Source organism: Flavivirga aquatica (assembly GCF_001747085.1).
GTDB classification, from domain to species: Bacteria; Bacteroidota; Bacteroidia; order Flavobacteriales; family Flavobacteriaceae; genus Algibacter_C; species Algibacter_C aquatica.
On sequence record NZ_MDJD01000014.1, the window covers coordinates 1 to 13660 of the forward strand.

13 protein-coding genes and 2 pseudogenes are annotated in these 13660 nt (G+C 33.2%); 10 read left to right on the plus strand and 5 right to left on the minus strand.

All coding sequences use genetic code 11. The features are described 5' to 3' along the window. From A8C32_RS20890 to A8C32_RS04060, 6 genes are all read left to right on the plus strand, one after another. Positions 1 to 266 (plus strand): hypothetical protein (locus tag A8C32_RS20890; RefSeq protein ID WP_205635368.1); only part of this gene is annotated, 266 nt, incomplete at its 5' end. Between the two features lie 147 nt (positions 267 to 413). Beyond that, complete coding sequence (locus A8C32_RS04040) at positions 414 to 827, plus strand: DMP19 family protein (RefSeq protein ID WP_069829182.1); 414 nt, start codon at positions 414 to 416, stop codon at positions 825 to 827. 75 nt (positions 828 to 902) lie between these two features. After that, positions 903 to 1358 carry a DUF4303 domain-containing protein gene (locus tag A8C32_RS04045; RefSeq protein ID WP_069829183.1) on the plus strand — a complete coding sequence of 152 codons (456 nt, stop codon included), beginning with the start codon at positions 903 to 905 and terminating at the stop codon, positions 1356 to 1358. Between the two features lie 189 nt (positions 1359 to 1547). Then, the gene (locus tag A8C32_RS04050; protein ID WP_069829184.1) at positions 1548 to 2099 is read left to right on the plus strand and encodes a hypothetical protein; all 552 of its coding nucleotides are present in this window, start codon (positions 1548 to 1550) and stop codon (positions 2097 to 2099) included. A 264-nt stretch (positions 2100 to 2363) separates the two neighbouring features. After that, positions 2364 to 2597, plus strand: a complete 234-nt coding sequence (locus A8C32_RS04055; protein ID WP_069829185.1) for a transposase — start codon at positions 2364 to 2366, stop codon at positions 2595 to 2597. Positions 2598 to 3045: 448 nt separating this feature from the next. Continuing rightward, positions 3046 to 3930: a DUF4348 domain-containing protein gene (locus A8C32_RS04060; RefSeq protein ID WP_069829186.1), complete on the plus strand. Its 885-nt coding sequence runs from the start codon at positions 3046 to 3048 to the stop codon at positions 3928 to 3930. Positions 3931 to 4024: 94 nt separating this feature from the next. Here the strand turns inward: A8C32_RS04060 and ltrA are convergent, their stop codons facing one another. From ltrA to A8C32_RS21000, 3 genes and pseudogenes are all read right to left on the minus strand, one after another. After that, positions 4025 to 5233 carry a group II intron reverse transcriptase/maturase gene (gene ltrA, locus A8C32_RS04065; protein WP_165605784.1) on the minus strand — a complete coding sequence of 403 codons (1209 nt, stop codon included), beginning with the start codon at positions 5231 to 5233 and terminating at the stop codon, positions 4025 to 4027. A gap of 1336 nt (positions 5234 to 6569) precedes the next feature. Then, positions 6570 to 7718, minus strand: coding sequence for an IS91 family transposase (locus A8C32_RS04070; RefSeq protein ID WP_069829188.1), 1149 nt, complete (start codon positions 7716 to 7718; stop codon positions 6570 to 6572). Beyond that, positions 7718 to 8215 (minus strand): annotated as a pseudogene (locus A8C32_RS21000) (phage lytic cycle repressor MrpR family protein); the annotation flags it as partial. The pseudogene A8C32_RS21000 and the gene A8C32_RS04070, both read right to left, overlap by 1 nt. Positions 8216 to 9172: 957 nt before the next feature. Between A8C32_RS21000 and A8C32_RS21005 the strand changes: the two are divergent. Both A8C32_RS21005 and A8C32_RS04080 read left to right on the plus strand, forming a co-directional pair. Continuing rightward, positions 9173 to 9335 (plus strand): annotated as a pseudogene (locus A8C32_RS21005) (IS256 family transposase); the annotation flags it as partial. A gap of 397 nt (positions 9336 to 9732) precedes the next feature. Continuing rightward, the gene (locus A8C32_RS04080) at positions 9733 to 11253 is read left to right on the plus strand and encodes an Ig-like domain-containing protein (protein WP_069829189.1); all 1521 of its coding nucleotides are present in this window, start codon (positions 9733 to 9735) and stop codon (positions 11251 to 11253) included. Between the two features lie 620 nt (positions 11254 to 11873). Here the strand turns inward: A8C32_RS04080 and A8C32_RS04085 are convergent. Continuing rightward, the gene (locus A8C32_RS04085; RefSeq protein WP_069829190.1) at positions 11874 to 12188 is read right to left on the minus strand and encodes a transposase; all 315 of its coding nucleotides are present in this window, start codon (positions 12186 to 12188) and stop codon (positions 11874 to 11876) included. A gap of 336 nt (positions 12189 to 12524) precedes the next feature. On the opposite strand from A8C32_RS04085, the gene A8C32_RS04090 reads away from it, so the two are divergent. Together A8C32_RS04090 and A8C32_RS04095 are read left to right on the plus strand one after the other, a co-directional pair. Beyond that, positions 12525 to 12893 (plus strand): leucine-rich repeat domain-containing protein, encoded by a 369-nt coding sequence (locus A8C32_RS04090; RefSeq protein ID WP_069829191.1) that lies wholly within the window; start codon positions 12525 to 12527, stop codon positions 12891 to 12893. Positions 12894 to 12902: 9 nt separating this feature from the next. Next, positions 12903 to 13214, plus strand: coding sequence for a leucine-rich repeat domain-containing protein (locus A8C32_RS04095; RefSeq protein ID WP_069829192.1), 312 nt, complete (start codon positions 12903 to 12905; stop codon positions 13212 to 13214). 84 nt (positions 13215 to 13298) lie between these two features. On the opposite strand, the gene A8C32_RS04100 is transcribed toward A8C32_RS04095, so the two are convergent. Further along, positions 13299 to 13511, minus strand: coding sequence for a hypothetical protein (locus A8C32_RS04100; RefSeq protein WP_123803315.1), 213 nt, complete (start codon positions 13509 to 13511; stop codon positions 13299 to 13301). Positions 13512 to 13660 lie beyond the last annotated feature (149 nt).

The following is a 13660-nucleotide window of genomic DNA, read 5'->3' on the forward strand; positions in this document are numbered from 1 at the left end:
TTGGACCAATTAAGTTCAATCCAATATTTCTGACTTTATTGATTATTTTCTTGGCTTTGAATAAAGAACTGCTGAACAAAATGTTTCCTGAAAAAGAATTGGCGGAAAATAATGCGGAAAACATAAAACTGATTAAACATTACGAGCAAAAATTCGAATCGAAAACCGAATCGGAATTGAAAAAAATTGCGGACGAAAAAAGCGGATACGTGAACGAGGCGAAAATAGCTTCGAAAAACATTTTACGGAATAAATACGTGCTGTAACACCGTGTATAATTAATGGCTAGTTCTCGCCTACTTACGAAAATCCTCGCGGATTTTCTATTCGGTTTTAATTTGCTAAATTAGGTGCGTAAACACGCCACTAATCATACACCATAACGTTGTGGTGCATTTGAGAAAACCGAAATTATGACAAGAGACGAAGCCCAAGATGCGTGGGAAAGAATAGTTGAAATTGGATTTTCTAATTATGAAAAATTGACTCGTGAACAGCGAGTTTGGTTTAACGTTGAACCTTTGACAACTGGCGGATTATGGGATCATTATATGAATTATGGTGCGGACAAAAACGCAGATACAATTGCGGATTTAGAATATCTGAATTTTAATTCGGTAGCGAATCAATTACGTGAATTCAATAAAACCTTTTTGCCAAATGGTATTCCCGAAGGACCAGACGCTCGACAAGAGGAATTTGACAAGTATGATGAAGACGAATTTGAAGATTACATTGAGGAAATGGACAATAAATTTTGGGAAGTATCAGACAAATTGGAAAACGCTCTAATGGAACATATAAATAACAGCGGAATTGGAAAATAAAACGCTGTGAATAAAGTAATAATCATTTTAATAACCTTTTTTGCAGTTAACTGTAGTCAAACCAAACAGAATAAAATGACTGAATCCAAAAGCAAATTTGACACAGAAAAATTGACAGAATTTGCGATTAGTAAAATAACGGAATTTGCTAAAGAACATCCAAATGAAACATTTTATGGATTCTCAATTGACGCAAGCCTGTTATGCTTGAATTCGGAAGAAGAATTTCAAAAAACATTAAAATACTACCGTGAAAAATTTGGCGGATATGAAACAGAAGAACAGATTACGGACTTAAGACAGAATACTGGAGACTGGGAATACCAAGGATTTGCGGAATTTGATAAAAATTCAGGATTTGATATGGAGGAATATAACGAACACTATCACGAAGATGAACAATTTCAACTGACTTCTGATTACGCAAAATCAATGGATTTAGTTGTTGAGAATTTGAAAAAAAGTGGAGTTTTTGATTTGTTAAAAAAGACCGATGATTTTTATGCAAACCAAGTTGAACATAATTATTAACTGAATAAAAAAACGACACCACAACAATGGCTATAAGTAATTGCTTGGTCTCGCCTACTTCTGAAAATCCTCGCGGATTTTCAGTTTGGTGTGTACTTGCAAAGTTAAGAGCTAAACCACGCAACTACTCATAGCCGAGACCGTTGTAAGTAATTGTACTAAATGAAAAAAATCACTCACTTTATATATTTGACTTTAATTGGATTACTTTTATTTGGGTTCATCATAAAAAAAACTGACTGCCCCAAAATTGAAATCGTAGAAGCTGAAGAAGATTCAGAAATAGTTGTTCATTGGACTTTAGGTGTAGATTATTCTAAATTAACAGAAATAAAAGATAATGACTTAAACAAGTTCGTTAAAAAGATTGAACAAATCGTATCTACTAACAACTGGAATGAATTCATTAATAATTGTGCTCCTGACCATTATGAAATCCAATTTGAGGAATTAGATTTTTCTAAAAGTAGATATATTTTAAATAACTTAATGGTCTACTCCACATATAAGAAAAATTTAAAAATAATAAACCAACTACCTGAAATCGATAGCCAAGATGAATTCTATTCATTAAATTCTATTAAAAAAATGAGTATAATCGGAATCAATGAAGATGATAAATATGAAGGAATAATTTCTCTTTGTGGTTATTTAGAACTTAAAGATAATAACATAAAAGCTGTTAATATTTGGGTTACTAAACGTAATGGAAAATATGAAATTACAGGTGCTGTTGGGTAAAAAACTACTTACAACACGGTGTATAAAACATAGCTAATAAATGCTTAACCTAAGGTTTCTGTATATTTAGAATGTCCGCCAAATTTTTAATTTAGCTTTAAAAAAGAGAAAAATTAAAAACAAAATATAAAAATTCGGCTCTGTGTTAATCCGAAAAACTAGTGTCTTTTTACACGCTACATTTCATACACAAGACCGTCAGACTGTCTAATAACTTATCCTATTTTCTTAGGTAAATATTTCGTTTTTTCGTATCTTAATGTTATGAAATTCATCCTAGGAAAAGACCGAAAACAGACCTGCCTTTTTCCTGTTTCTCTTGAAGATTCCATCGAACAAGAAAATAGCGTGAGGTCAATAGATCAATTTGTAGATTCACTTGACTTGAGCGAACTTGGTTTTCGTTCAGTTTTTACAGAAAATGGACCGCCTGCTTACAATCCATCTGTCTTACTAAAACTATACAATAGCATACTACTCATAATACAAGAATGGTAGCGCCTTTTACCTTATCGCTCAAGACCAACCCGTGAAAAGCAAGCCCCATAAGGCGGTTTGACTGATATGCCTAACATCCCAGTCGAGAGACCAATTCTCATTTTCTTTTTCTTTGTGTGAGTCCTTCTTGATTTTCTTTATCAAGCTCGTTCCTGAAAAAAAATGAGCCTCTCATCTCAATTACAGTTTGTTGCTCATAATCTATTTTACTAAATTGTTTCCCGAAGCAACGCAGGACACACTACGTTGCACAACACTATATATAGCAAATAGGGCAATTAGTGTTTAATCAAAAGGTCTGTGTCTATTTGCAAAGTCGCCAAATCTTTTGATTTGGTATTAAAAGAGAAAAATTAAAACAAAATAAAAAGATTTGGCTTGTGGTTAAACCGAAAATAATCGCTTATTTTCTGCCCAACTTGCCATATATTTAACGTTACCTACAATTATGAAACCTCATTTAATTATTATCGTAATAGCTTCTATTTTTAGCAGTTGCAACAAATTTGAGCATAAGCTTTATGATAAAATTGATATTGCGCAAAAAAATGCGATCGAAAAAAATTCACCTGTAATATTTGACTTAAATGATGTTACCGATTTCGAATGGATTAAAATGCTTCATATAACAGGAAATGAAAGTATGCCAATCCATAACTTCGAAATTGAACCAACACTAGGTAGACAAACTAAAGATTTAAAAACTTGGAAAAACAGGTTCTACTTTTTAAACTCAAAGAATGAGGTAATAGTAAAAGATATTGACTATCAACACTACCCTTCTTACAGTATTGAATTTTGCCTAAAAGACTCAATTAAAAATATTGGTTATCAATGGTTGAGTAAAGACGAATGTAAGTTTACATTAGTTCCGAATACCAAAAAAGCAGGAACAGGTATGGTTTTTTTATTCCCCGTATGCAATACTAAATTTGACAAGGATAATTTTGGCATATTTCGTAAACAAGACATTAAACTATCGATACCTAAAAATGTAGATTCTGACTTTAAAATATTTCTAAACTTTTTTAATAAAGATTCTACTTTTCAAATAAGTCGAGTAAAATTTCCATTAAAAATAAAAGACCTTAATGAGGATTTTGAACTCAGAGAAAGAACAATAAATAAAGAAGAGTATTATTTAAAAAAGTTTGATTTTAACGAAATCAATAAATTAGAGGTATTTAATGAGTATAAACAGAGAATCAGTATAAACGAAAATAATGTGCTGATTGAAATAAATGGAATTGAAAACGGAATCGCTTGTGAATTTTACTTCAAAAAAATAAACAACAAATGGAAATTAGTAAGTTGGATAGACCAATCAACATAAAAGTCGAGTAGGTAAAGGGGAATCTCACCCCTAAACCTCTCACAGAACCGTACGTGATAGTCTCCCATCATACGGCTCTTCTTAACAAGTCAAGTCAAGGTGTAAATCCATATTGCCAATGTACAAACATATTTGGGTACTGCTTAGCAGTTTCCTGTAACCATTTGTAAGCTGCAAACCAATGTTTACGCCTAAATCTCCGATATTTGTTGCGTACCCATTTTGCAAGTCGCTTATTCAGGAAACGGAACACATAATGTAATTCACTCATTCTAACTTTACCGTAATAATGAATCCAACCCCGTACTTTATCTGCTACAATGCCTGCCAAATCTAACAGGCGTAAGTGAACCATACGATGGAGTTTCATCTTAAACAAGGTTTGATTGATACGTTTCTGACTCGTACGACTAATAGATGGTGTAAAACCCAAATGAAAATTACCAAAGTAACCCTTTACCATTCGTGGCTTAAATGTAAATCCTAGAAAATCGAATGTTACATAATGAACCTTAAATGGGGGATGCTTCTTTTGGTTGCGTTTGCAATAAACGATATTGCTTTTACCCGATTTTATCTCCAATTTACATTGGAATAATCGAGCTTTTACCGCTTCCAAAGTCCGCAGGGCTTGTTTGAAATTATCGCAATGAATAATAATATCATCTGCATAACGCTCAAACTTTACTTCGGGATGGTGCGTTTCTATCCAACTATCAAAAACTATATGCAGGAAGATGTTTGCCAGTAATGGACTGATTACTCCTCCCTGTGGGGTGCCTTTGATTCGTGGATGTATTGTGCCATCTTTCTTCTGGACTGATGCTTCCAACCAACGTTTTACATACAAGTGAATGTGCTTCTTCTTGGTAAAATGACCTAATGCCTGAAGCATCAATGTGTGGTCTATATCATCAAAAAAACTCTTGATGTCCAAATCAATTGCCCAATCCATCTCCATACAGTTTTTCCTGCATTGTTTAATGGCATGATGCGATGATTTACCTGGACGATAACCAAAGGAATTTTTACTAAATTGTTTATCCACAATCTGTTCTAATTCCTCTCGAATTACCATTTGAGCCGTTCGGTCTTGCACCGTTGGAATACCTAGCTTCCTTATACGACCATCTGTTTTGGGTATCTCTACCTCGCGTACAGGTTTTGGAAAATAACTACCACTTGCCAATCTATTCCATACAGGATACAAATATTTAATAGGGCGTGATTGCACTTCTCTAATTGATAAATCATCAACTCCTGATCCGCCTTTGTTACTGCGTACCTTTTTAAAGGCTTCCATTACCTGTCGCTTTGATATCGGTTGCGACTTTTGTTTCTCCTTGAAAATCATCCTAAAAAAAAAATCTTAGTTGTAATACAAATTAAAACTGTTAAGTCAGCCCCTTCGCTCCATATCCATTACAAATACTTCTTCACTACTACGGGCTAATCCGCCACTAAATAATAGTATCGCTACTTTCTTCCTTGCCCTTCGGGGTTATGGAATTTTTGCACTATTATTTAGCTTCTCCTGTTCCGTAATTGAGCCATCTAGTAAACCTCCTGCCCTCTTTATGCCGATTGCCACTTGACCAATACATAGGTTACTCCCGTCAAGTTCTCTCTCGCAAGACCGCCCATCCCTCGATTTTGACAATACTAAAGTTGTTTACGACACTTCTACAAGGGTTAAATCTCTTCTCTTTCAGCTTCTTTACTCCCACCATAGCATACTACTCATAATACAAGAATGGTAGCGCCTTTTACCTTATCGCTCAAGACCAACCCGTGAAAAGCAAGCCCCATAAGGCCGTTTGACTGATATGCCTAACATCCCAGTCGAGAGACCAATTCTCATTTTCTTTTTCTTTGCGTGAGTCCTTCTTGATTTTCTTTATCAAGCTCGTTCCTGAAAAAAAATGAGCCTCTCATCTCAATTACAGTTTGTTGCTCATAATCTATTTTACTAAATTGTTTCCCGAAGCAACGCAGGACACACAACTATGCCCAACAAAGACGTGTATAATTAATGGCTGGTTCTCGCCTACTTACGAAAATCCTCGCGGATTTTCTATTCGGTTTTTATTTGCTAACTTTAGTGCTTAAAACACGCAACTAATCATACACAACATCGTTAGCTACAATACCCACTCTGCTGGAAAAAATCATACGGATTTCTAAAATCAAAAAAACATCTGACTGACCTTAAATACGGCAAATTAAACTCAAAAAAACTGACCTAAGCAAAACGCAACCAATACGCACAACGGATTTTAAAAACGATAAAAGCTTTCTAAAATTTAAGTCGGATTAAAAAGCAACAATCTCAAAACTGAATTTCAGTGCGGATAAAAAATAAAAGTACTGTAGCTAATAACTAAGCATATAGCGTGCCGATAGGCCAATGCTATATGTCTTGTTGACTGATCCGTTACTTAAATAAGGGGGAAAACGTTTTCTTGAAAGTATTTATTAAAGCAGAAATCACATAAGGAGTACTAAGAGCAACTTAGTTAAGACATTAAAACGTGTATTTTATAAACTATTTTTATTCACAATCTTCTTTAAGTCAGTATTTTAGTCTAATTATTTGAATTTAGTCCATAGTTATCCTGTATGAGCACATGGTCATAGCCTTAATTTTTATATTTCTGTATTTTACGTGTTGCTATTTTTTTGTAATCAAATGGCGGTCCACGACTATCAAAAGTTAGTAAGGTGATTAAAATCCCTTTTTTACAATGTCTACAACGTCGATGTAACGAGGTCTCTTGATGAGTTAATACAGCTGTCGTTTCTAGATCTTTATCTAATAATTGGAGTTGTAGTCTTGGTAATTTTTCCTTTTTCCAGCTGCTACTTAAAAATCCGTAATGCCGAATTCTTGTAAATCCTTTAGGTAGAATATGATTTTGAAAACGTTTAATAAAGTTCTGTGTAGATAAGGTTTGTGTTGTTTTCTCACCTTGATTACGGTAATTTTTTAAACTAAATGTTACGGTTCTATTAGTGGTATCTATGTTTAATATTCTATGATTACTAATCGCTATTTTATGTGTGTAGCGTCCTAAATATTCAATAACATGTTCAGGTTTACCAAAAGGAGCTTTGGCATAAACCACCCATTTCTTAGAAAATAATTTATCATACAATGCCTGCGGAATTCCAGGGAGTTGCTTTCTTAGTTTAGAGACAAAAAGGCCTCTGAACTTTTTACTTAAAGCCTTCACACTAAAAAGAAAATGGTCTTTGCCTTTTGCCTTTTTCCAATACCCTGATTTAGTAACACCTCCTTTGGACACAATGCAATGCAGGTGAGGATGTAGACTTAAATTTTGTCCCCAAGTATGTAAGACGGCAATCATACCCATTTTTGCTCCTAAGTGCTTGGGATTCTTAGCAAAACAGCAAAGCGTCTGCCAAACAGAATCAAATAAAATATTATAGAGCGTTTTTGCATCTGCAAGTGCTATGCTATTAAGATGATCTGGTAAGGTAAAAACTACATGAAAATAAGGAACAGGCAATAACTCTTGTCTTCTTGCAGCTATCCATTGCTGTTGTTTATGACCTTGACAGGTTGGGCAATGTCTATTTCTACATGAATTAAATTGAAGCTGTAGTTTTCCACAAGTTCTACACCAATCTAAATGTCCGCCAAGGGCTTGGGTTCTGCATTTTCTAATAGCATGTAGTGCCCTTAAATGCCAACTCGTATTGGCTAAGTCTTTTAGGTCTAATACTTCTAGATTTAGCACCTCTGCAACCGTATGTTTAGCAAGCATTATTTAGAAAACAAGGTATCTAAAGGACTGAACTTTATAGAGCTCCCAGTATGGGCAACATGCAGATAGATTATCGTGGTTTCTATATGTGCATGCCCTAAAAGTTCTTTTAAACTCATGATATTCAAACCTGCTTCTAGTAAATGGGTGGCATAACTATGACGTAAGGTATGGGCTGTAAACTTCTTTTGGGTATTTACTTTTGAGCGGCTTTCTTTTATAAGCCATTGGATGGCTCTAACCGTAATAGGCTGCGCGGTACCAGCTTTTGTAACTTGGTTGTTAAAAAGATAGCGTATTGGTTTTTCTGTTTCTAAGTAAAGCTTGAGACCTCTAATAAGATGCTTGCTTAAGGGGAGGTAACGGTCTGTTTTTCCTTTTTGCTTCTTTATAAATACTGTTTTTCGTTCAAAATCGACATCAGATTGTAATAAATTGCAGAGTTCATAGCTTCGGAGTCCGCAGCCATATAACAGTCCAAGGATCAAGCGATGTTTTAAGAATTTTGGTGCTTTTAATAACGCTAGGGTTTATTGCTTATTAAGTACTATGGGAAGATCTTTTTGTCTGCGAATTTGGGGGAGTTGGATCCGTTTTTGTTCCATGCCCATAACCTTGTATCCTGCACGTAAACCAAAAATAGTATGTTTAAAAAAACTTTCTGAGGGTGTTTTATGATGGTTTTGGCAATGAAAAAGGTAGTCGTTTATAGCTTCTATACCCAATAACTCTGGACTTGTATTACTATGAATGGATAAATGAGATAAGCAGCGTAAATAATTAGTTAACGTACTTGTTGATTTACCGTTTATGGAGAAACTTAGGGTGAGTTTCTCAACTAATATTGCGAATTTTGGAACACGAACTAAAGCCGTTTCTAGGATCGTCTTTTGTTTTTTTTTGATACATAATTTTTAAATTTTTATTTAGTACCTAAATTTAAACTATTTTTATATGCACTGGTTAGCTTCAGAGGCACGAGGATTAGTTCAACACGGTATAAAAATAATTGCTGTTTTAGGCTTAAACAAAGGTAGTTGCTCTTTTGCTACGTCTGATTTTCCTTCGGAAAATCCTCGCTCACAAACCCGCAACTATTCTTATACTAACCGTTGTAACACATTTTGACCCGTCCTGAATAAAGGCTACATAATTTCAAACATTATGTAGCCTTTATTCAGGACGGGTCAGAATTGAGAATAACGCAAGTGATATTCGACTTTCGACTTTGATGAGAATAATCAGAGAAAGATTAGGCGGAAGTCTGAAATTATCGATGGATATTTAAGACACTATCCTGTAAAATGTGTAAATAAAATTTATCGAGGGTTTGGCTTTTTTTTAAAGTTGAACCCTTTTTTCAAATATAGTTAAAAACTGATTTAAAATAATGCCCCAATTATGAATAGGCTAGTAGTTTCTCTGAGGGCTAAAAAAGTGGATTTCATAACCGCTTGATCTTAACCGACGATTTTTAAGCAATTTAAAAACGGCTCAGAACTTACAAGTTTTTTAGAACAGCTTAACAAGCGTGGTATCGAGAAGATACTTGAAGGCGAGTTAGATGCCCATTTAGATTATGAAAAGCATCAAAAAAGTAAAGCCAATAATTTACAAGTGGAGTTTTGACTACATCATCACTAAAAAAACAATGTTAAGAGCCAGTGCAAATGTTGGGTTTATATTATAGGGTATAATTTGAAAAGAATATGGAATATTATTAAAGAAAATAATACTATAATTTTTGAAAATTAAAAGACTTTTATTGATTTTATGGAGTCACTTTTTAAATCTTTACTCTTAATTATTCGATCTAAATCAAAAAAAACAATAACCAAGTAATATCTTACATAAAAAATTGTAATTTAGCACAAATATTTAAAATAGCAGTAAGTTATTAGGACAGACTGCTGTTGTGTGCAATTTGAGAAACTCATTACCTAGTATTGGGTATTTTAGATTGTCAGAAATTTTATTACTTATAAAAAACTATTAATCAATAATTTTATTAACAATGAAAAAACTAACCATTCTCTTTACACTTTTAATCTTTTTTGGATGTTCAAAGGATGATTCTAATACAAACGAAAACCCTAATAATCAATTAGACCCAGAAGTTGCCGAAAATGTTGTCACCATTTTAGACGATAACTCTAACCTCACAAGTTCTGCATCTGAATTAAACAATGGCATTTATAATATTGATTTCACAAGTGAAGTACCAGAAATAAATATTAACGACATAATTGTTGGAAATGAAAGAGAAGGATTTTTAAGAAAGGTTGTTTCAGTAAGTTCTAACGGGAATAGTTTGTCTATGCAAACTACACAAGCAACTATAGATGATTTGTTTAATAATGTTTCAATACAATTTAATACAAATATTTCGGAAAGTTCAAGAATGTCAAATCCTGTTAGTAAAAGAACACAAGTTAATTATTTGCGACAAGGCATAAGTTTTAATGAAAATGGTTTAGGCTATGATTTTTCAAATACTGTTTTGTATGATGATGGAAATGCAACGTTTACCATAACTAATGGTAATGCAATATTTGACCCTAATTTTAGTTTCAATGCAGACTACTCATCTCTTGGTGGTTTAGAGTTTTTAGAGTTCAAAGCTCATAATGCTAACCTAAAAATAAACTGCGATTTTAATGTAACTGTGGCTGATAGTTTAAACTTACCTGAATTTTCAGAAATATTGGTTGATTACGATAAATACTTAACTTTTCCTGTGGCGGGTGTTCCTGTTGTAGTAGTTATTAATACGCAATTAGTTGCAGAACTAAATGCTAGCATTGATACCAATGTGACTTGGATTTCTAGTTGGACAAATACATTTGGTGTTACTACAGGAGTTAAATATGAAAACGATAATTGGACTAGGAATTTTGATTTAACTTCTGATTTAGAAGTTAATTCTATGGATTTTGGAGGACAGGTTAATATTGCACAAAACCTTAGCATAACACCAAGAGTAAGTTTAAAATTTTATGGTGTTATTGGACCGTATTGCCAACCAGAACTAACAGAAGATTTTAATTTTAATGTTACTTTACCTTCTTTAGATTGGGATGCTGAATTAAAAGCAGGATTAAATTTAACAACAGGTGTTGATATCACAGTTTTTGGAAATACACTTGCTGACTTTTCATCAACAGACAGTTATGAAGAGTCTATTTGGAATGCACCAACTTCATTGACGATTGAATCGGGTAATAATCAAACTGCAAACCAAAGACAACTTCTAGATAAACCTTTAAAAGTAAAGGTTACAGATGCTTTAGATAATCCAATGCCCTTTGTACCTGTTTATTTTTCTGTATCAGCAGGTACTGGAAGTTTAAATAAGGAATCAGCTATTACTGATGAAAATGGCTTTGCTCAAGTTTTCTGGACACTTGGAGATAATACTGATTCTCAATCAGTCGAGTCTACTGTAAAAAAAGCTGATGGAACAAATATTAAAAGCACAGTAATATTTAATGCAAATTCGGAAGAAAATCAGACAGCTCTTATAGGAACTTGGTAAATCATTTATGATTTTAGTGGAAGTCAATTTCCACCTGCAAGTCCATTAAATGTTACATTTTTTAATGACTTTACTATGAATATTGAGAATTTAGGGTCAATAGATGGTTGTACTGATAATGGCACTTACTCTTTTGATGGCACAAATCCTTTCGTTTACATATACTTATCAATGAGATGAGACATTACCTTTAGGGGTAACAAAATGGCAGTTATGGGTTTTACAGGAACAATGAATTCTGAAAATAATTTTCTGGTAATTTAGATCTTTTTTACCACCAGAAGATACTATTAATTGTTACCGCTACAATAAGTAACTAAAAACTACACACAACACCGGTAACCGTTGCACAACCCTCTAAAAAAGCTCACTAAAACTTATATTTACTTGATTTTAAAAACTTTTATTTTTTGTGAATTTATAATTCCACCTATAATTAAGAGTTATTAAAATCAAGTATATGAGGTCTCATTTGGAATTTAGACTACTTTGAATGGCATTGAGAACTCCTGCAACACTTTTAGGACTGCTTTTTATAAATTTTAAGTATTTCTTTAAATTATAAAGCTGCATGCACTTATTGGCTTGTTTTAAACCCAAGGTATTCACTTTTCTCATCCCTAAAAATTGAGTGAGTGTACCAAAAAAACAGGCTCTACAGTACTTTGTCGCTTAGCTTTCATGTAACTTCCTTTTTTGCTGTTTACTCTAGCTATATTACGCTCGTACTTAGGACGATAATAGATGATATTAAACTTCTTCTCTTGTGCAGATTTCCCTAAACACTTACTACGTATTGGACAAGCCATACAAACCTTTTTTAAAGCCCGGTATTCCTTCTTTTTTGTATTGTTCTTCTTCTCATAAAATACCTTGGTAAAAGGGATTACTTTTCCCTGTGGGCAAATATAACAATCTTCACCACTCAATCCCAATGTTACCGACTCTCCATATTAAGTATCTAAGCAATAGCTAACACTGACAATTATAAGCCTTTTAGTTTACTATATTTTGGGTATTTTTAAAACGCATTTTCTTTGTTCCATTCGATGGATGAGAAAATTTCTTAGATTTGAATAAAGAAACTAAACATAACACGCAGTATAAATAATAACTCTTATGGGTTTCACTATTTACTGCTATCGTTAGCAAACATTAAATACAACTGATGAAACACCTAATTATAATATTTTTTTACATATAGCGTTTGTTTTTCACAAATAGAAAAAACCTACGAATCTCTTGAGGAAGCTTTAAAAACACCAAATAAAGTGTCTCTATTAAGGTTAAAAGGAATTGATAATCTTTCTGAAAAAATAAGTGAATTCAAAAATTTACGTAAGCTAGATTTAAATTTCAATAGCCTGACAGAACCTCCAAGATCAATTGGAAAATTAGACAATTTGACTTCAATACATCTAGCTTATAATAAATTAAAAATATTACCAGACTCTTTTGGAAATCTTAAAAACTTAAAGCTTCTTGTCATAAACGATAATAAATTAATAAAACTTCCAGATTCATTCGGGAATCTTAATGAATTAGAATCTTTACCGGAATCCATCGGAAATCTCAAAAACTTAACTCTTTTTTCTCTAACTAATAATAAGCTTATACAAATCCCTGAGACAATAGGATGACTTGATCGTTTGGAAAAGCTTCTTTTATTTAATAATCAACTAACCGAATTACCCTATTCTATAGGGAATCTAAAAAAATTAAAAGAGTTACATATAGGCAGAAATTCAATAGAAAGCCTTCCAGAGTCAATTGGAAAGTTAGAAAATTTAACCGATTTGAATATATATGACAATCCGCAACTAACTGAACTACCTAAATCTATAGTCAATCTAAAAAACTTAAAATATATCCATATTAATCGTAATCAATTAAAAAAATCCCAAATTGAGATTTTATTATCTAAACTACCAAATTGTGAAATCCTGTATTATGGAGAATAATGATTTGCTAATCCAAGTAGACGGGAGTTTCCCTTGCCTTTTGGAATACTTACTCCTAAGATTGGTGATAGTATGTAGCTATGGTCATGGATTCATTCCTGAGAGTATGGTCACTCGGTGTTCTCTGATATAATCACAGAGTTCCGTGGTTTTCATACCATCGATACCACTTGATCCTTTATTTTTAAGCACATCTCGTGCTGCTTTATCTAGGCTTCCTGAGGCTAATACTTTTGCAATCATAGGTATTAATAATTTGTAATCTCCTGTTGGTTTAAGAAAAGGCTTGCTTTGCATCCTAGTCGAATTCCAACCTAATTTAATGTTCGGTCCTTCCCTACTCGTGAGACCTCTATGCTTTTCAAAGCTCATTTCCCATAGGTAATATGACTTCTGCTGACTTCTCTACATAACCAACTCGTGGTTGTAAAGATCTCCCCAGGTAA

What these genes read in the sequence shown, in the direction of transcription:
- A8C32_RS04040 (WP_069829182.1), top strand. Translation starts at nt 414, where the DNA reads ATGACAAGAGACGAAGCCCAAGATGCGTGGGAAAGAATAGTTGAAATT.
- A8C32_RS04045 (WP_069829183.1), top strand. Translation starts at nt 903, where the DNA reads ATGACTGAATCCAAAAGCAAATTTGACACAGAAAAATTGACAGAATTT.
- A8C32_RS04055 (WP_069829185.1), top strand. Translation starts at nt 2,364, where the DNA reads ATGAAATTCATCCTAGGAAAAGACCGAAAACAGACCTGCCTTTTTCCT.
- A8C32_RS04060 (WP_069829186.1), top strand. Translation starts at nt 3,046, where the DNA reads ATGAAACCTCATTTAATTATTATCGTAATAGCTTCTATTTTTAGCAGT.
- ltrA (WP_165605784.1), bottom strand. Translation starts at nt 5,233, where the DNA reads ATGGAAGCCTTTAAAAAGGTACGCAGTAACAAAGGCGGATCAGGAGTT.
- A8C32_RS04070 (WP_069829188.1), bottom strand. Translation starts at nt 7,718, where the DNA reads ATGCTTGCTAAACATACGGTTGCAGAGGTGCTAAATCTAGAAGTATTA.
- A8C32_RS04080 (WP_069829189.1), top strand. Translation starts at nt 9,733, where the DNA reads ATGAAAAAACTAACCATTCTCTTTACACTTTTAATCTTTTTTGGATGT.
- A8C32_RS04100 (WP_123803315.1), bottom strand. Translation starts at nt 13,511, where the DNA reads ATGCAAAGCAAGCCTTTTCTTAAACCAACAGGAGATTACAAATTATTA.